The sequence below is a fragment of the Bifidobacterium sp. POST2/T3 (B1) genome, from assembly GCF_058197115.1.
Window position 1 is genome coordinate 1 of sequence record NZ_JBVPQK010000029.1, and the last position, 17811, is coordinate 17811.

The following is a 17811-nucleotide window of genomic DNA, read 5'->3' on the forward strand; positions in this document are numbered from 1 at the left end:
CGCTCCTGGCGTGTTCCTCACGGCCGTCGGAATGAGAGGGCTCCTCCGGACATGAATAACAGCAAAAGTATACCTCACCCTTGGGATATGGCGGGTGGTGAGCCTGTATGGTGTTCAGAGCTGACGCGGCAGAGTCAGACGGGCCACTAGAGCTCGATGGTCGCTGCCTGGAATTCGGAGGGCACGCATGGATTGTGGGACCAGGTTGCCGTCCGTCAGGATATGGTCGATTTCGATCAACGAGGGTATCGCGCTTGCCGAGGGGAAAGTCAAGTGGCTGCCGGCTTTCAAGTGCAAAGAAGCGTCATGCAGCCCCGATTTGGCCAGCATAGCCCGGAAGGTCGGATGCTGCAGGGTGGCGTTGCAATCGCCCATAACGATGGTGGGCGCGTGCGGATGGGTCAGCCTGGCCAGGGCGGCGATGCCCATGCCCCACTGTCTGGCGCCTCGTTGGGGTGATTTGGGATGGACGCTGGCCACTCGGATCGGTCCAGAGCTGGTCTTGAGCTCGACCAGGGGTACTGCAGCCGCCGGAAGGTCCAGGGCCGACGGGGAGGCTTTGACGGGTTGATGGGCCGAGAAGATAACGTTGTAGCCGCCGTTGTCGTCGGGGTTCGAAGTCCCCTGTGTCAGATAGGGCAGGAGCTGATTCAGGCCTGCAGCCTGAAGTGATTCCAGCAGCTTCCCCTTTACCTCTTGCAGGGCCAGAACCTCTACTCCGTAGGCGCGCACGCAACGTACGATTTCCTCAGGATCGGCCCTGCCGAAGCGGCAGTTCAGAGTCATGACGCTCAGCCCATGGCCAGAAGATGATTGACCGGCCCGGTCTGCTGGAGGTAGTCGGTAGCGCAGGCGCTGGCAGCTGACCAGAGTAAGTTCAATCAGCGCCAGCAGGCATTGGGGCCAGGCGCCCGCGACGACCGTCCATATCAGTATGGCCAACAGAGGAGCGGTCAGCAGGTCGATCAGGGCGATCAGCTCTACCAAGGGGCGGTGCCAGTCAGCCCCGGCGGGCAGGAAGCGTAGGGCAATCCATAAGGCGATGAGCCCCAGGAGAATCCAGAGAAGGGTGTTCACGTGCCATTGTCTCCTGCAGGAGGGAGGGGTTTAGCGGCCGCCGAAGAGACCGCCCAATCCACCGCCCAGGTTGGGGGGCAGGTCCGGCAGACCCTCGGGCATCTGCGGGGCCTCAGGGTGCTTGGCGAAGGCGGAGCCGCCGGAGGATTTGCCCTTGCCGGAGAGGCGCTCGCGTAAAGCCTTCTCTTCGGCCTCCCGCTTCATGGGATTGCCTGAGCGGGAACCCTTGCGGCCTTTCTTGCCTTTTTTGCCCTTCTTGCCGCTGCCAGCGCCCATGCCGCCCATGCCGGGGATCGAGCGGCTGCCATTGGTCATACGCTTCATCATCTTGGCAGCCTGCTCGAACCGCTGCAGCAGGCCGTTGACAGCTGAGACCGTAGTGCCGGCGCCATAGGCGATCCGGGCCCGTCGTGAGCCGTCGATGATGCTAGGGTCGCGTCGTTCCTGGGGGGTCATCGATTGGATGATGGCCTGGGTCCGGTCCACCTCTTTTTCGTCGAACTGCTCCAGCTCTTTGCGGTGCTGGGCCATGCCCGGGATCATCCCCAGGATGCTCTTGAAGGAACCCAGCTTGCGGACCTGCTGGAGCTGCTCCAAAAAGTCATCCAGGCCGAAGCTGCCCTCGGACATCTTCCCGGCGGCCTTGCGGGCCTCCTCCTCGTCGAACTGGCGTTGGGCCTGCTCGATCAGGGTCAGGATGTCGCCCATGTCCAGAATGCGGGAGGCCATCCGGTCAGGGTGGAAGACCTCGAAGTCCTTGAGACCCTCGCCGTTGGAGTCGAAGAGGATGGGCTTGCCGGTCACCGAGGCCACCGACAGAGCCGCACCGCCGCGGGCATCGCCATCCAGCTTGGACAGCACCACACCGGTGAAGTCCACGCCCTGGTCGAAGGCCTTGGCTGTGGCGACCGCGTCCTGGCCGATCATGGCATCGATGACGAAGAGGATCTCATCGGGGTGGACGGCATCGCGGATATTACGGGCCTGCTCCATCAGCTCCTGATCCACGCCCAATCGACCGGCCGTATCAATAATGACCACGTCGTAGAGCTTGTCCTTGGCCACCCTGATCGAGTCGGCCGCGACCTTGACGGGATCGCCTGTGACCTGCCCCAGGGCCGCCAGCTCGGATCCTTCGGTCTGCACGCCTGGCTCGGGTGCGTATACCGGCACTTCGGCGCGCTCGCCGACCACCTGGAGCTGGGTGACCGCATTAGGCCGCTGCAGGTCGGCCGCCACAAGCAGGGGGGTGTGGCCGGCGTCCTTGAGCCAGTAGCCCAGCTTGCCGGCCAGTGTGGTCTTGCCTGCACCCTGCAGGCCGGCCAGCATGATGACTGTGGGTGGATTCTTGGCGAAATTGAGCGGTCGATCCACTCCCGCGCCCAGGATACTGGTCAGTTCGTCGTAGACGATGGAGACCACCTGCTGGGCCGGGTTCAGAGCCTTGGAGACTTCCTCGCCCAAGGCGCGTTCCCGGATGCGCCCGGTAAAGGAGCGCACCACATCCAGGGAGACATCGGCATCCAGAAGGGCGCGGCGGATCTCGCGGATTGTGCCGTCGATGTCGGCCTCGGTCAGCTTCCCCTTGGAGCGCAGATGGGTGAAGGCCTGGGAGAGCCGATCGGTCAAAGATGAAAATGCTGCCATAATGTCCCAAGTCTACCTGTCAGCCGGGAGATTGGCTCTGGTTTCAGCAATGCCTGTGCCCAAGACCTGCCTGGCTGGTTCTGATATGGAACGACGATTTTGTTCAATAGCAGAAGGCGTGTTACCCTGAATTTGCAACGTTGCAAATCAACATGAACCTGTCGGTCCGGCTCGCAGGGTGTCGATGTTTGATGCCCGGGGGCCGACGGGTTCTGAAAAACGATGCAGGGTTGCCGGCATACGGGTGCGCCGGTCCCATCGAGAGGAGCAAGAGGGATAGTGAGTGTCTTCAAGGAAGAAAGACACGGGGGAGGTGGAACCCACATGCCCTTATTTGCGCGACGTTGGCTCAGGCTGTTGCTGAGCCTGGCGGCCATATGCGGCATGGTGGTCTCGACCGCAGGCTGTGGCGGCGGCGATCAATCCGCCAAGCAGATCTACTTCTGGAATGGTTTGACCGGCGATGACGGTCCGGCCATGCAGAAAATCATCAAGGCCTTCAATGCACAGAGCCCCGAGTATAAGGTGGTCTTCCAGCCCATGAACGGCGGAGATCTGACCACCAAGATCTACAGCGTCATGCAGACCGGGAAGAACATCCCCGATCTGGTCATCAACGATTCGTTCTCCACTTCGGTTCTGCAGAGCCAGGGGCTGCTCAACCCCTCGTCGGTGTGGACCAAGTACCACCCGGAGCTCAAGGAGTCGAACTTCCTGCCGCAGGCCTGGCAGAACACCGTCGTCAAGGGCAAGTCCTATGGCATCCCCCTGTACATGTTCCAGATGGCCATCTATTACAACAAGGATCTGATCCACAAGTACGGCCTGGACTATATCCTGGACGACCGGCTGGTCACCACCGATGAGATCGCCTCCATGAAGGGCAAGCTGCCCAAGGACGTCTACGGACTCTGCCTGGGCAACCTGCCCTGGGCCATGATGTCCCTGTTATACAGCACCGGCACCAACATCGAGGATGGCGTCAAGGACATGACCGGTCCGGGCTGGCGCAAGCCGCTCAAGGCACTGCGCGACCTCAACGACCAGGGCATGCTCTCGCCCATCGACAGCGACGGTGAGCAGGTCTTCGCCTCTGGGCATGCGGTCTTCGGCATGCTGGGCACCTGGGCGCAGGGCAACATGTCCTCCACCCTGGGCAAGGACAAGGTTGGCGAGATCAACACCCTCCAGTACGGTACCGAGCATCCTTCCAACTTCCTGTACCAGCAGAACTGGCTCCAGCTCAAGGACAAGAACCGGCCCGAGGCCAAGGTCAAAGCGGCCGCCGACTTTGTGGACTTCGTCTACAGGAATTGGATGATGTGGTCGGACGTAGGGTCCATCTCTCCGGCCTACCGTGACCTGAACAACCCGGAATACCAGAAGCTCATCCAGGCCTCCTTCACCAATGACAAGCGTGAACGGCAATGGATCAAGACATCCAACTACATCTATGGCGGCTATGCCACAGCCGGGTGGGGATCCTTCATGGACATCGTCTATCGGAACATCTCCCTGGAGGAAGGTCTGAAGACGCTTGATCTGATGACCCAGGGCCAGATCCAGATTCAGGAGCAATCATGAGCGCGCACGGTACAACCGCAGTCATGGATGGACGGGGCAAGCGCCGTCCGCTGGGACAGAAGTCCTTCTGGCATGCCTTCCCCTACATCGCCCCGCACATGGTGGTTTTCGCCATCTTCGGCGTCATCCCGATCTTCTTCGGCATCTACCTGGCCTTCACCAGGTGGAACCTGGTCGGTTCCCCCACCTGGGTCGGGCTGGACAACTTCAAGCTGATCTTTGACAAGTCCACCTACTTCTACTCCATCTTCTGGAGGGACATGTGGCACACGATCATCTTCGTGCTGATCAGCGTGCCCCTGACCATCATCGTCCCCCTGCTGTTGGCCTGCGCCCTGCAGACCAAGCACCTGAAGGGAGTGGGGCTCTTCCAGGCCATCTTCTATGTGCCCGGTCTGATCTCCGTGGCCGCAGGAGCCCTGGTCTGGCGGCTGGTCTTCAACTCCCAGTTCGGCCTGCTCAACACCACTTTCCGGTGGGACATCAATTGGCTGGGCAAGCAGCCCTGGGCCTGGATCGCCATCTTCGTCCTCAGCCTCTGGGGAGGTATCGGCGGCAACCTGATCATCTACCGGTCGGCCCTGTCCGGGGTAAGCCAGGATCTGTACGAGGCGGCCTCGGTGGACGGGGCCGGACCCATCCGGCAGTTCTTCAGCATCACGCTGCCGGCCATCAAGCTGCCACTCTTCTATACGACCATCATGACCACCGGTGGCGCCTTCAACGTCTGGGGCCAGCCACAAATGCTGACCGGCGGCGGTCCTGCCTACACTTCGCAGGTGCTGCTGATGGACATCAGGAACCTGGCCTTCCCGCAGGGGCCTTCGGCTGCTGGCATGGCCTCGGCAATGGCCCTGCTGCTGGGGATCATCCTCATGCTGATCTCCCTGGTCCAGATATTCTTCATGAACAAGGAGGACTGACATGAGTTCGGCAACCCTTGATATGGCATCCCTGGGCAAGGGGCTCAAGGCTCCTGGCCCCAGCGCAACGGTTCCCGGCGGCGAGAACGTGCCCGAAAACCACCACAAGGTGCTCAAGCCTTCGCTGGTGGCCATCTATGCGGTGCTGATCGTCCTGGCTGTGGTCTGGATCATTCCTGTGGTCTATACCATCACGACATCGTTCAAGTCACCCCAGGAGTTCCTGAAGAACGCCTACAACTTCCTGCCTGCGCACTGGGTCACCGTCAACTATCTGACCCTGCTGCAGGCCTCGGCCTCCTACCCTGTCTTCAACTGGCTGGGCAACTCGCTGGTCATCTCGCTGTCCCATGGCATCCTGGCGGTCTGCGTGGTGGCCCTGGCGGGGTACGGCTACTCCCGAATCAACTTCAAGGGCAGGGACACGCTCTTCTTCGTCCTCCTGCTCATCTCGATGTTCCCGGGTGTGGTCAACATGATTCCCTCATACCGCATCGTGGCCACTTTCGGCTGGATCAACTCATACTGGTCCTGCATCATCCCCGGCTTGGGGAACGTGGCGAATATCTTCCTGGTGCGCAACTTCATGAAGGGGATCCCCAAGGAGATCGACGAGGCTGCCGAGATTGACGGCGCCGGCGACTTCCGCATCTTCCGCAGCATCATGCTGCCTTCCATCCGACCAATCCTGATCGTGATCTTCCTGTTCGCCTTCACTGGAGCATGGAACGACTTCCTCTGGCCCACCCTGGTCTTCAACGACATCAAGAAGACCCCGGTCACGGCCGGCCTGCAGCTGCTGGGCAATCAGATGATGCAATACAACCAGATGGGCACGCTTTGCGCGGCCACCTGCCTGGCCATCATTCCCACCCTGCTGCTCTTCGTGTTCGCCCAGCGCTACTTCCTGCAGTCGCTGAACATCACCTCGGGCCTCAAGGGCTGAATCAGGGAAGGCGGCAACAATGGCAAAGGAAAACCGTAGCAATCATCTGGTGGGCAAGGACGTAGCGAGCAGAAGGACGGAGAAGATCATCCTCCTGGTGGCGGCAGCCATCAACGTGATCATGGCCTCGGTCACCATGTTCATCTACTCGCCCTGGTTCAAGGACGAGGGCTATGCCATCCTCGGCCGTGCCGGACGTCTGGCCGACGACATGGCCACAGTCAACGGCGCGGCCACGGTGGCCCAATCCTACGGTTTTCTACTGCTCATTCTTGGGGCGGTCTCCTTCATCGTGGCTCTGCGGGCCATGCGGCCCTCGACGATTATTCGGGGGGTGCAGTACTGGATGATCTTCTGCATGGTCTTTTCCTTGGCCACAGCGGATTGGCTTTCGCTGATCGCCTACGCCCTGGCCTTCGTCACCTATGTGGCCAGAAACAAGACCATCCGCCGGATCTCGTCGAGTCGAAGGTGACCAGCCCCGGGGGTATGCGGCGCCCCTGACCGCTGCACTTCCAATCCCCTTCCCCTTGTCCGAAACCATCGGGCAAGGGGAAGGGATTTTTAATTTTGGGCAATCTTCTTCTGCGTGCCTTGTTGACATGACCCATGGCCGGCTTCTATACTAAGTCGAAACGATTCGACATCTCGGGTGCATCGACGGAGATGGTCAGTGCCCTGCAATCCGCCCGAAGTCGAAACCTTTCGACACGTTGAATCGTAGTAGATGGATGCAAGGATGCAAGGAAGTTAGGAGCCATCATGAAGATCAGAAGAGGGATCGGAGCGGCCTTGGCCTTGGCCATGTCGATCCTGCCGCTGGCGGCCTGCGGATCGGGGGGCGATGCTCCCCAGGAAGCCCATCCGTCTAGCATCAAAATCTGGTATTACGAGGAGCCCAGCAGCGGTCAGGCCCGGGGCTGGCTGAAGGCTGCTGATATCTTTACCCGACAGACCGGCATCAAGGTGGATTTCGAAGTCAAGTCTTTCACTCAGATTGCCCAGAACGGCAGCCAGTTCCTCAATTCGGACGACGCCCCGGACGTTATGGAGTCCAATCGCGGCAACGGCTCGGCCGGGGTTCTGTCCACCCTGCAGCTGCTGACCGACCTGAAACCCTATGTGCAGAAGTACGGCTGGGACAAGAAGGTGCGCGGCCAGGCAGCAGCAGTGGGCAAGTACGACAAGCGCGGCGTCATGGATGGGGACACCTGGTACGGGGTTTCCTCCTATGCGGAGATGCAGCGCGTCTACTACAACAAGGACCTCTTTGCCAAGTACAAGATCTCCATCCCGCAAACCTTTGACCAGTTCGTGGCAGCCCTCAAGGCCTTCAAGAGCCACGGGGTCACGCCCATAGCGGCCGATGCCCAGGAATACGGGGTGCTTTGGCTCTGGTGGCAGCTGGCCATGACCAAGGCCGATGCCCGATTCGTCGATGATTGGCAGCTCTACAAGCATCCAGTCAATTGGCGCAGCAAGCCGCTGACCTTCGCCACCAATACCATCCGTGAATGGATCGACAAGGGATACATCTCCAAGAACGCCACCGGTATGAAGGCCGAAGACACGACCACGGCCTTCATCAAGGGGACCTATCCCATCTATCAGACCGGCACCTGGAACCAGACACGCTTCATGGAGCAGGTGAAGGCCTTCGACTGGACGGCATCAATCTTCCCAGGGGCCAAGATGGTCGAGGGCTGCGCGGGTAATCTGCTGGTCATCCCGCAGAAATCCCGGCGCAAGGATGCCGCAGCCCGTTATATCAACGTGGTCCTGTCCAAGGAGGTTCAGAACTACATCGGCAACAAGGGCGGTGTGCCGGTGGCGGCCGATACGGAGGCCATCACCAACCCCAAGAGCCGTGACCTGGTCAATGAATACACCAAAGCATCGGACGCCAGCCGGATGAGCTACTATCCCGACTACCCTGCGCCCAACCTGACCGACGCCATGCCGGCCGCCTTCCAGGAGCTGGTCAACGGTACCAAGAGCCCCGACCAGGTTCTGGACACTCTGCATAAGAACTACGACGACGGCGTCGCCCAGCTCGATCTGGATGACGACTGAGCTGCGTCAATCCGCCAAGGAGAGTACAAGCATGTCTGACACACATAGCAGGAAAAAGGCGCAGTCTCGAATCCCGGGCAGTGCGCCCTCGCGGTTCGTCCCTTATCTGATTCCCGGTCTGATAGGCATTGTGGCCATCGTCATCGTGCCCATTTTCTGGAACATCTACCTGAGCTTCACCCGCTGGAGAGGGGTGGGGCCGACCAAATGGGTGGGTCTGCGCAACTGGCGACGGCTCATGGGCGACTCGACCTTCTGGGTCTCCTTCGGGCACACCCTCTGGATCATCGTGGCCATCGTCATCATTCCCACGGTCCTGGGCCTGCTTATCTCCTCGGCCCTGACCGACGTGATCCAGAAGAAGTTCGGCCCCCGTACATCCTCGACCCTGCGGGCCCTCTACTACCTGCCCCAGGTTCTGCCTGTGGCAGTGGCCACCATCATCATGGGCTGGATCTTCCGGCCTGAAGACGGTGCGGTCAACGACCTGCTGACCAAGATCGGCTTAGGTGGCTTGGCCCATAACTGGCTGGGTTCCACCACCACCGCCCTGCCCATCCTCATGGTCATCCTGATCTGGATCCAGCTGGGCTATCCCATCGTCATCTTCATGTCCGGACTGCAGCGGGTGGATCCCGAGCTCTACGAGGCGGCCAGCCTGGACGGGGCCAACTGGTGGCAGAAGTTCCGCGTCATCACCCTGCCCTCCATCATTCCCGAGCTGCTGGTGGTCATCCTCACCTCCACCATCGGCGCTCTGAAGACCTTCGCTCCGGTCTATCTGCTGACCAAGGGCGGGCCCGGCACCTCCACCATGGTTCCCTCCTACTACTCCTACAACCAGTTCTTCCAGGTGCAGCAGGTGGGCTACGGCGCCGCAATCTCAACATCCCTGACCGTGGTCATCGTCATCTTCTCCATCGTCTTCACCATTGTGCAGAAGCGCGTGCAAAAGAGCATCGCCTGAGGAAGGCTAGGAAGCACATCATGAATAATCAAGCTACACTGCAAGCCGACGCCCGGGTGTCCTCCCGGCACGCCCGTAGAATCCGCACCTGGGGGAACTGGGCCGGTCTGATCCTGCTCATCGCGGGAGCTGTGATCATGCTCTTCCCCCTGCTGATCCTGGTCCTAAACGCCTTCAAGACCACGGCTGACTACAACGCCACGGGCCCCCTGTCCGTGCCCGCCCACTTCAGCATGGACGGCATCATCTCCTTCTGGAACAAGAGCAATTTCCCGCTCAAACTGGGCAACTCCCTGCTGATTTCCCTGGTGGTTGCCGTGGTCGGGGTCCTGCTTTCGGTCCTCAACTCCTTCGCGCTGGGCATCGGCAGGGTCAAGGGCAACACGGTCATCCTCCTGTTCATCATGCTGGCCAACATGGTTCCCCAAGAGGCCTTGCTCTACCCGCTCTATGTCATGTTCAAGTGGATGGGTTTCTATAACTCCCAGTGGTCCATCATCATCATCTTCACCATCATCCAGAGCGCCTACGGCACCTATTTGCTCTCCTCGGTCTACGGGACCTTCCCCCAGGCCATCCTGGAGGCGGCCACCGTCGACGGGGCCTCGCGCTGGCAGATTCTTCGCAAGATTGTACTGCCGGTGTCCTGGTCGACCATCAGCGTCCTCTTCGTCTTCTTCTTCATCTGGACCTGGAACGAGTACATGATTCCCATGGCCTTCCTGATGAGCGAGAAGACGCAGACCATTCCGCTGGCCTTGGCCACCATGCAAGGGCAGCACACCATGGCCGCCACCGACCTGGCCTCCGCCTCCCTGCTCAGCATCATCCCCACCATCATCTTCTTCATCTTCTTCCAGAGGAAGCTCTCGCAGGGGATAGTGGCTGGCGCTGTCAAGTAATCGCCGCCGTACACGTACACTGAAATGGCCGCCTGCTGCAAGAAGGCAGAGGAGGGGAGCGGGCGGCCCGAATATGAAAGGCAACCACAACCATGGGTATGACCATGCCGAACATCACCAACGGTCTTGAGGCGCTGACCCGCCCATCCACAGACCGCACCCGCTGCATCAACGCCGAGAACCCCCGAGGTGGCAAAGGCAGAGCGGCCATGACAGCCAGTAATCTGGGCCCCTCAAGGAAGGGGACTCCTTGCCTGAAGAACATTCCTCCCGGGAAGGACATGGTTCTGGCCGACCTGTCCGGCGCGGGCGAGATCCGCCATATCTGGATGACTGTGACTGATGCCACCTCACCCACAGGGCCCAACGTCCTGCGCAATCTGATCCTGGAATGCTACTGGGATGGCGAACAGACGCCCTCAGTCTGCGTGCCCCTGGGCGACTTCTTCTGCTGTGGTCACGCCCAGGCCTGCCGAGTGGAGTCCGTGCCTGTGGCCGTCTATCCGCGCCGGGGCTTCAACTGCTACTGGCCCATGCCCTTCCACAGCGGGGCCCGGATTGTTCTGCGCAACCGGCACAACGAGCCCATCGAGGCCTTCTTCTACCAGATCGACTATGTGGAGAAGGACGAGCTGCCCGAGGAGGTCATGACCTTCCATGCCCAGTGGCGCCGTCAGCGGGTCACCGAACTTGGCCAGGACTATGTGATCCTGGATGGGGTGCATGGCCGGGGCTCATACGTGGGCACCTATCTGGCTCTGACCGCTCTGGAGAGCCGCTGGTGGGGGGAAGGCGAGGTCAAGGTCTACCTGGACGGGGACAAGGACTATCCCACCTGGTGCTCCACGGGAAGCGAGGACTACTTCGGCGGTGCCTGGAGCTTTGCCGGGCAGGGCGCGGATGGCCGGATGCGCGAGGCCACCTACAGCGGGGCCTACATGGGATTTCCCTTCCACTCCAGGCAGTTGGACAACCGCGAATCCCAGTACTGGGATGCCGATACTCCGGTGACCAGGGGGTTCTACCGTTGGCACATCCCCGACCCCATTATTTTCGCCAGCGATATCAAGGTGACCTTGCAGCAGATAGGTGTGGACGAACAGGGCTACTTCGAACGTCAGGATGATCTGGCCAGCGTGGCCTATTGGTACCAGCAGGAGCCCCATAAGCCCTTCCCGCAGAACGTGCTGGAGACGGGGGAGCGGGACCGCCGACCCCGTTGATTGGCTCAGGCGGCCTCCTGCTTCTGTCTGCTGATGGAGGCGCGATCGATCAGCCTGGGGCGCTCCAGTAGGACTCGTCCAGCCAGAGAAGCCCCCTCCTCCACAGCCTGTGTCAGCAGATCCGCAGCCTTGGCGCACAGTGAGCGGGGGGTAAGTGGCATCTCAGAGATACCCTGAAGCTCAAGAGTATGGCTGACCTTGCCTGCAGCGCAGGACAGAACAGCCACGTCATCGGGAATGCTCATGCCGTCTGAGCGCATGCGGACCACCACAGTGTCCAGTAGGGAGGGGCGGATCTGGCCGATCAGACCATCAATGCGGCCGTGATGGATGATGTCCAGCACTTGCTGGGTGTAGGCAAGATCGCTGCCGGTAGGGCCCGGTTCAAGCTGCAGATCCATCCCCAGACGGCAGGCCCAGGTTTTGAGACTGCGTAGCAGGATGAGGCGGAAGCCGGACCCGCGCCGGTATTCGCCCTCCAGATCCTCCAGAAAGAGCAGGCGTTTGCGTCCCGCTCTGGCCATGGCTTCCACCGCCATACGACCCATCAGGTCAAAGTCCAGATCCACACAGGCGCATGCTGTGTGCTGCCGAGGCAACCCCAGTGCCACGCAGGGGCGTCCATACGAGGCGGCCTGGGCGGCGCGGATGTCATCGTCCACCAGATCCATCAGCACCACGCCGTCGGCCAGATTGCTACGGGTGACCCGCCGGATATCTTCAACGCCATTCTCGGCAGTCAGCAATAGGGAGTCATAGCCCCGGGCATGCTCGCAACTGGCCATCTCGATGAAGTAGTCCGCGTATGAGGCCCTGTTCTGACCGGGTCGGAGCGGGGCGCTCAGAGCGACGATCTGATTGCGCTTGGCCCGCAGCATCCTGGCGCCGGCATCCGGGGCGTAGTCCAGTTCGTCGGCGGCCTGCATGATCCGCTGGTAGGTTCCGGGAGAGACGGGACGCTTGCCGGAGAAGGCATAAGAGACTGTGCTGACCGAGACCCCGGCCCTTCTGGCGACGTCGCGTATGTCGGACATGGGTTCAGCGGCTCAGGTCCCAGGTGCTGCCAGCGGGTGTATCCGCCACAGCCACGCCGGCCGCCGTCAGCTGGTCCCGGATGGCATCGGCACGGGCGAAGTCATGATCTTTTCGTGCTTGATTGCGTTCCTGCAACTGCTGGCCTACCAAGGCATCCAGGGTGTTCATGGCTCGATCGTCATGGTTGTCTGCAGTTCCTGCCCAGTGCGGATCGAGGGGATCAAGTCCAAATACGTCCAGCATGGCTCTGACCTGGAGCAGGGCATTGGCCAGCCACTTCCGGTCCGGGGTCTCAGAATCGGCATCCATAGCCGCGTTGGCTTGACGAATCAGTGCGTAAAGGGCAGCGAGACCGCCAGAGACGTTGATGTCGTCATTCATGGCCTGCACAAAGTCCTCTGGCAGATCGTCCGCGCCCAGTCCCGTTACCCGGGCACGCTCGGGCTGCGCTCCCAGGATTCGTCCGGCCCGGTCCATGAAGTTGCTGATGCGCTCGTATGCGCCTTCGGCCTCCTGCAGGGACTGGTCGGACCATTCCAGCATGGACCGGTACTGCACCGAGACCAGGGCGTAGCGCACCACCCAGGCAGGATGCTGCGACAGCACCTGGTCGACGGACAGCCCGTTGCCCAGGGACTTGCTCATCTTCTCGCCCTTCTGGGTCACCCAGGCCGTGTGCATCCATCGATGGGCGAACCCCCAGCCGGCTGCGTGCGACTGGGCCATCTCGTTCTCATGATGGGGGAATCGAAGGTCAAGACCGCCTCCGTGGATGTCGAAATCCGCACCCAGATAGCGGTGGCTCATGGCCGAGCATTCCAGATGCCAGCCCGGCCTGCCCGTGCCGAAGGGTGTTTGCCAGCGAGCCGTGGGCGGATCGGTGGGTTTGGGCGCCTTCCAAAGTGCGAAGTCGCGGGGGTCGCGCTTGCCTGGCTCCTCCTCGGCATCGGTATTCTGCCCATCGGTGTCGATGCTGGGTCCCAGCCGGTCGTTGGCGGCGGCCTGCTCGTCGGCGGGCTGGGTACCGGTCTGCTGGTGGGTTAGGGCACCATACTCAGGCCAGGAGGCCACGTCGAAGTAGACGTTGCCTGATGGACGGCCCTGTTCGTCGGGCACCACATAGGCGTGGCCGCGGTCGATGATGCGCTGGATCAGGTCGATCATCTCGGGGATGTGACCGGTGGCCCTGGGTTCATAAGTGGGCGGCAGGACTCCCATGGTCTCGTAGGCGTGGGTGAATTCGCGCTCGTAGATGTAGGCCCGCTCCCACCAGCGCTGGCCGTTGGCCGCCGCCTTGGTCAGGATCTTGTCGTCGATGTCGGTCACGTTCCGGATCAGGGTCACCTGGTATCCCAGTCTGAGCAGCCAGCGTCGGATCACGTCGAAGGCCAGGGTGGTCCTGATGTGGCCAATGTGTGGCGAGCTCTGCACCGTGGCTCCGCACACGTAGATGCCGACCTTGCCCGGTTCAATGGGTCTGAAGGGGGTCATCTGGTGATCAGCTGTGTCATACAGACGCAAATTAGCTGCGGCCAGACTGACTGAAGCCTTGGAATCATGCGGTTGCGAACTCGTATCCATACTCATGAGCCTATCAAGGCTTGCTGACTGTCCAGGGGGAAATGCCGAGCCCGCAGACTCGGTCCGACGGCATGTGTGCAAGAATGGAATCATGGCGAAACCTAGGGTGCTGGTGCTTCAGCATGTGGATTGGGAAAAGCCGGGTCGCATTCTCGACAATCTCCAGGAGTGCGGGCTGGACACCGAGATCACCAATATCGTGGATGAGAAGAAGCCCGAGCTGCCGCGCTCGCGTGAATTGGCGGGGCTGGTCATCATGGGCGGGCCCATGTCGGCCGATGACTACGCGCAACACCCCGGACTCAAGGCGGAGACCAAGCTGGCCAAGGCGGCGATGGCTGCCAACAAGCCCATTCTAGGAATCTGCCTGGGTCATCAGATTGTGGCGCGGGCCCTGGGAGGCACCCTGATGAAGAACCAGGAGCCCGAATACGGCATGGGACCCATCCGCTGGGTGGGGCAGGACGACGATGTGGCCATGTGGAGCAAAAACACGGATGTGCTGCACTGGCATACCGACCAGGTCACTCTGCCGCCGGGGGCCAAGCTGCTGGCCCGCTCCCAGGCCACCAAGGTTCAGGCTTTTCGGCTGGGGTCGGCTCTGGGTTTGCAGTTCCATCTGGAGGTGACAGCCCCCATCTTCGATGAGTGGATGCAGGTGCCGAGCATGGTCGGCTCTATGAAAAAGTCCAAAATCGCTAAAATGCGCGACGAATTTACCAAAGGGATGCCGCAGATGCAGCCATTGGCCGATGCCATCTTCTCTGCCTTCGCAGCCCGGTGCTCGACCCTGGCCGCCCAGCTGGCTGCCGCCTGAGATTACTCCAGCTCTTCCCCGATGGTCAGCCACTCTTCCTCAAGCTGATCGGATTGCTCGGTCAGGTCCTTGAGCTTGCTATTGAGCTCGTTGAGGCCTTGATAGTCGCCGGGGTCGTGCTCAGCCATCTGCCGTTCAAGTTCCTTGCGCTGATCGGCCAGCTTGGCCAACTTGCGTTCGATGGCGGATGCCTGCTTGCTCAGATTTCGTCTGGCAACTCGTTCGGCCTTGGCCTGATTGGGATCCCCAGCCTCCTTGGCTGATGTCTGACTTGGAGCATCCGCAGCCTCCCGGTCGGCAGACTCGACCATATCCAGGTAGTCCTGAACACCGCCGGGCAGATGAACCACCTTGCCGTTGATCAGCGCGAACTGCTGGTCGGTCACCCGCTCCAGCAGGTAGCGGTCGTGGGAGACCACAATCAGGGTGCCCGGCCATGAGTCCAGCATGTCTTCCATGACGGCCAGCATGTCAGTATCCAGATCATTGCCTGGCTCGTCCATGATCAGCACGTTGGGCTCGTCCAGCAGGATGAGCAGGAGCTGCATGCGGCGCTTCTGCCCGCCAGATAGGTCGCTGATTCTGGTCATCAGTTGGGAGCTTTCAAAGCCCAGGCGCTCCATCAATTGGCCCGGGGACACCTCCTTGCCTTCGACCAGATAGGTGGGCTTGTAGCGGCTGAGGACCTCTTTGATTCGATAGCGGCCCAGTTTCTCCAACTCATCCAGACGCTGGGTCAGCACCGCGAAGCGGACCGTCTTGCCCACTTTGACGTGTCCTGCCGTGGGAGACACACTGCCGTCAATCAGACCCAGCAGAGTGGATTTGCCTGCTCCGTTGGCGCCTACGATGCCGAATCGGTCGCCAGGGCCGATTAGCCAGGTCACGTCGTCCAGGACCTTGTGTCCGCTGACGGTAAGGGTGTCGGCCGCTGCAGTGCCCGGACGGTCCTGACCGTCTTCGCCATCCTTGTCAGGATCAGCAGCCACGGTCACCGAGCCCATCAGAGGGCGTTCGGCATGAGGGGAGGGGACCCGGTTGTCATTGCCTTCGGCGGCATCGGAGTCGGTCCCCGGATAGATTTTGGTCACGTCTACCAAGTCCACCACTTGCTTGCCCAAGCGGGAGGTGGCCATCCGCTTGAGCTCCAGGCTGTTGCGCATGGGTGGCACGTCGGCGATCAGCTCCTGCGCGGCCTTGACATGGAACTTCTGCTTGGTCGAGCGGGCCCGGGCGCCTCGGGTCAGCCAGGCCAGTTCCTTGCGGGCCAGGTTCCGGCGCTTGGTCTCGGCCAGATCCGCCTGGCGCTCGCGCTCCACCCGCTGGAGCATGTAGGCGCTGTAGCCGCCCTCGAAGGGGTCGATGGTTCCGTCATGCACCTCCCACATGGAGGTGCAGACCTCGTCCAGGAACCAGCGGTCGTGGGTGACCAGCAGTAGAGCTCCGGAATTCTTGGCCCAGCGGTTCTTCAGGTGCTCGGCCAGCCAGTGGATGGTGAGCAGGTCCAGATGATTGGTTGGCTCATCCAGGGCTAGGATGTCCCAATCCCGAAGCAGCAGCCGTGCCAGATCCACCCTGCGGCGCTGACCGCCGGACAGGGTGCCCACCTTGGCCTCCAGTTCCATGCCGCCCAGAAGGGACTCGACGATTTCGCGGGATCTGGGGTCGGCAGCCCACTCGTAGTCTTGTCGATTCTCCAAGGCCGCCTTGCGGACCGTGTCCTCGTCTTTTAGGGGGTCACGCTGGTCCAGCATGCCGAAAGTGAGCCCATTGCGCATGGTCACCCGGCCCTGATCGGGTTCCTGGGTGCCTTTCAGCAGGTGCAACAGAGTGGACTTGCCGTCACCGTTTCGGCCCACGATGCCAATCCGGTCACCCTCGAAGATGCCCTGCGTCACATCCGTGAAGATGGTTTTGGTGGCAAAGGATAGAGCGACGTGTTCCAGACCGAGATCATAGATGGGCATGATTCCCCAATCTACCGCCAGCCTTGGATGGAATGAGCTGTGGGCTTTTCAGGGAAGGGGATTATTGGTCCTGGTCGTTCTCCTGGTCCCGCTGACGAATTCTGTCCAGATAACCGGTTCTGTCCGCATCGGTGATTGGCCGCAGGACAGTGCAGGGGTTGCCGACCGCAACTACCTGATCCGGTATGTCATGGGTGACGACAGACCCTGCCCCGATGACGGCTCCACGGCCAATCCGTACGCCGCCTAGGACGACCACGTGACCACCCAGCCAGGCACCCTGGCATATCTCGATGGGTCGGGCCTGGCAGGCACCAGCCTTCCGCTCCTCATAGTCCAGGGCATGGTTGGTGCAGAAGAGCCCTGCGCCGGGGCCTATCCACACGTTCCTGCCTATGGTGATCGGGGCGTTGTCCAGCATGACGGCGCCGTAATTGATCAGAGTCTGACTGCCGATCCGTATGTTGCAGCCTACCTCGCATCTGAAGTCCGGGTTGATGACGACATCCTGCCCCACTTGGCCGAGCAGATCTTCTAGAATCCTTCGGCGTTCCTGCTTCTGTCCGGGGCCGGTCCTGTTGTATTCCATGAAGAGGCTTTCGGCCCGTTCCCTTTGGCGATCGATGTCGGGGTGGGTGTCCTGATAGACCTGGCCGGATACCATCCGCTCCCATTCGATTCGGCCCGTCCGGCTCATTCCTTCCATTACATCGTCAGTCATGGGCACCACCTTCTAGGATTTGAGGATGAGTCAGCGGCCGGTGATCTGCGAGCCCAGTACCTTCTCGCTCAGGGCCCGGGGTCCGCGAGTGACGGCCACGGCGCCCGAACGGACCAGTTCGATGATGCCGAAGGGACGCAGCAGACGCAGCAGGGCTTCCAACTTGCCCTCGGCCCCGGTGGCCTCAATGGTCAGGGACTCGGGGTGGACGTCGACCACGCGCACGCGGAAGAGTTTGACAATCTCCAGCACGTCGGAGCGGTTGCGTTCATTGGCCTTGACCTTGATCATGACCAGCTCGCGCTCCACGGCCTCGTCGCCCTTGAGTTCGACGATCTTGAGCACATG

Annotated in this window: 16 protein-coding genes; 9 read left to right on the forward strand and 7 right to left on the reverse strand. The window is 61.1% G+C overall.

Features of this window, described 5'->3' with window-relative positions; all coding sequences use genetic code 11:
- Positions 1-114: 114 nt before the first annotated feature.
- Both AC0AP0_RS02710 and ffh read right to left on the reverse strand, forming a co-directional pair.
- A complete protein-coding gene (locus AC0AP0_RS02710; RefSeq protein WP_490429298.1) occupies positions 115-1077 on the reverse strand; it encodes an endonuclease/exonuclease/phosphatase family protein in 963 nt (320 codons plus the stop codon).
- A 30-nt stretch (positions 1078-1107) separates the two neighbouring features.
- Complete coding sequence (gene ffh, locus AC0AP0_RS02715; protein ID WP_490429299.1) at positions 1108-2724, reverse strand: signal recognition particle protein; 1617 nt, start codon at positions 2722-2724, stop codon at positions 1108-1110.
- 324 nt (positions 2725-3048) lie between these two features.
- Between ffh and AC0AP0_RS02720 the strand changes: the two genes are divergently transcribed.
- From AC0AP0_RS02720 to AC0AP0_RS02755, 8 genes are all read left to right on the forward strand, one after another.
- Entirely contained in the window at positions 3049-4308 is a 1260-nt protein-coding gene (locus AC0AP0_RS02720; RefSeq protein ID WP_261254043.1) for an ABC transporter substrate-binding protein, read from the forward strand.
- On the forward strand, positions 4305-5231 hold the full coding sequence (locus AC0AP0_RS02725; RefSeq protein ID WP_232339504.1) for a carbohydrate ABC transporter permease: 927 nt from the start codon (positions 4305-4307) through the stop codon (positions 5229-5231). Before AC0AP0_RS02720 ends, AC0AP0_RS02725 begins: the two co-directional genes overlap by 4 nt.
- 1 nt (position 5232) lies before the next feature.
- A complete protein-coding gene (locus AC0AP0_RS02730) occupies positions 5233-6177 on the forward strand; it encodes a carbohydrate ABC transporter permease (RefSeq protein ID WP_232339503.1) in 945 nt (314 codons plus the stop codon).
- 19 nt (positions 6178-6196) lie between these two features.
- Positions 6197-6652, forward strand: a complete 456-nt coding sequence (locus AC0AP0_RS02735) for a hypothetical protein (protein WP_490429300.1) — start codon at positions 6197-6199, stop codon at positions 6650-6652.
- Between the two features lie 287 nt (positions 6653-6939).
- Positions 6940-8250: an ABC transporter substrate-binding protein gene (locus AC0AP0_RS02740; RefSeq protein WP_490429301.1), complete on the forward strand. Its 1311-nt coding sequence runs from the start codon at positions 6940-6942 to the stop codon at positions 8248-8250.
- A gap of 31 nt (positions 8251-8281) precedes the next feature.
- Positions 8282-9217, forward strand: coding sequence for a carbohydrate ABC transporter permease (locus AC0AP0_RS02745; protein ID WP_267430703.1), 936 nt, complete (start codon positions 8282-8284; stop codon positions 9215-9217).
- Between the two features lie 20 nt (positions 9218-9237).
- A complete protein-coding gene (locus AC0AP0_RS02750; RefSeq protein ID WP_046322455.1) occupies positions 9238-10119 on the forward strand; it encodes a carbohydrate ABC transporter permease in 882 nt (293 codons plus the stop codon).
- A 98-nt stretch (positions 10120-10217) separates the two neighbouring features.
- The gene (locus AC0AP0_RS02755) at positions 10218-11342 is read left to right on the forward strand and encodes a glycoside hydrolase family 172 protein (protein ID WP_490429306.1); all 1125 of its coding nucleotides are present in this window, start codon (positions 10218-10220) and stop codon (positions 11340-11342) included.
- 5 nt (positions 11343-11347) lie between these two features.
- Here AC0AP0_RS02755 and AC0AP0_RS02760 read toward each other — a convergent pair whose 3' ends face one another.
- Both AC0AP0_RS02760 and cysS read right to left on the reverse strand, forming a co-directional pair.
- Positions 11348-12376 carry a LacI family DNA-binding transcriptional regulator gene (locus AC0AP0_RS02760; protein ID WP_490429302.1) on the reverse strand — a complete coding sequence of 343 codons (1029 nt, stop codon included), beginning with the start codon at positions 12374-12376 and terminating at the stop codon, positions 11348-11350.
- Between the two features lie 4 nt (positions 12377-12380).
- Positions 12381-13958, reverse strand: coding sequence for a cysteine--tRNA ligase (gene cysS, locus AC0AP0_RS02765; protein ID WP_490429307.1), 1578 nt, complete (start codon positions 13956-13958; stop codon positions 12381-12383).
- Positions 13959-14049: 91 nt separating this feature from the next.
- Here cysS and AC0AP0_RS02770 point away from each other — a divergent pair, with 91 nt between their 5' ends.
- On the forward strand, positions 14050-14775 hold the full coding sequence (locus tag AC0AP0_RS02770; protein ID WP_490429303.1) for a type 1 glutamine amidotransferase: 726 nt from the start codon (positions 14050-14052) through the stop codon (positions 14773-14775).
- A gap of 2 nt (positions 14776-14777) precedes the next feature.
- Here the strand turns inward: AC0AP0_RS02770 and AC0AP0_RS02775 are convergent, their stop codons facing one another.
- The 3 genes from AC0AP0_RS02775 to ilvN form a co-directional block, all read right to left on the reverse strand.
- Positions 14778-16742 (reverse strand): ATP-binding cassette domain-containing protein, encoded by a 1965-nt coding sequence (locus AC0AP0_RS02775; protein ID WP_490429304.1) that lies wholly within the window; start codon positions 16740-16742, stop codon positions 14778-14780.
- Between the two features lie 61 nt (positions 16743-16803).
- Positions 16804-17463: a sugar O-acetyltransferase gene (locus AC0AP0_RS02780; protein WP_082097694.1), complete on the reverse strand. Its 660-nt coding sequence runs from the start codon at positions 17461-17463 to the stop codon at positions 16804-16806.
- A 30-nt stretch (positions 17464-17493) separates the two neighbouring features.
- A partial coding sequence (gene ilvN, locus AC0AP0_RS02785) for an acetolactate synthase small subunit (RefSeq protein WP_490429305.1) occupies positions 17494-17811 on the reverse strand: 318 nt, incomplete at its 5' end.

Coding starts and splice junctions, on each gene's coding strand:
- AC0AP0_RS02740 (WP_490429301.1), top strand. CDS start 6,940: ATGAAGATCAGAAGAGGGATCGGAGCGGCCTTGGCCTTGGCCATGTCG.
- AC0AP0_RS02730 (WP_232339503.1), top strand. CDS start 5,233: ATGAGTTCGGCAACCCTTGATATGGCATCCCTGGGCAAGGGGCTCAAG.
- AC0AP0_RS02770 (WP_490429303.1), top strand. CDS start 14,050: ATGGCGAAACCTAGGGTGCTGGTGCTTCAGCATGTGGATTGGGAAAAG.
- AC0AP0_RS02755 (WP_490429306.1), top strand. CDS start 10,218: ATGACCATGCCGAACATCACCAACGGTCTTGAGGCGCTGACCCGCCCA.
- cysS (WP_490429307.1), bottom strand. CDS start 13,958: ATGGATACGAGTTCGCAACCGCATGATTCCAAGGCTTCAGTCAGTCTG.
- AC0AP0_RS02780 (WP_082097694.1), bottom strand. CDS start 17,463: ATGACTGACGATGTAATGGAAGGAATGAGCCGGACGGGCCGAATCGAA.
- AC0AP0_RS02750 (WP_046322455.1), top strand. CDS start 9,238: ATGAATAATCAAGCTACACTGCAAGCCGACGCCCGGGTGTCCTCCCGG.
- AC0AP0_RS02775 (WP_490429304.1), bottom strand. CDS start 16,742: ATGCCCATCTATGATCTCGGTCTGGAACACGTCGCTCTATCCTTTGCC.
- AC0AP0_RS02735 (WP_490429300.1), top strand. CDS start 6,197: ATGGCAAAGGAAAACCGTAGCAATCATCTGGTGGGCAAGGACGTAGCG.
- AC0AP0_RS02725 (WP_232339504.1), top strand. CDS start 4,305: ATGAGCGCGCACGGTACAACCGCAGTCATGGATGGACGGGGCAAGCGC.
- AC0AP0_RS02720 (WP_261254043.1), top strand. CDS start 3,049: ATGCCCTTATTTGCGCGACGTTGGCTCAGGCTGTTGCTGAGCCTGGCG.
- AC0AP0_RS02760 (WP_490429302.1), bottom strand. CDS start 12,376: ATGTCCGACATACGCGACGTCGCCAGAAGGGCCGGGGTCTCGGTCAGC.
- AC0AP0_RS02745 (WP_267430703.1), top strand. CDS start 8,282: ATGTCTGACACACATAGCAGGAAAAAGGCGCAGTCTCGAATCCCGGGC.
- ffh (WP_490429299.1), bottom strand. CDS start 2,724: ATGGCAGCATTTTCATCTTTGACCGATCGGCTCTCCCAGGCCTTCACC.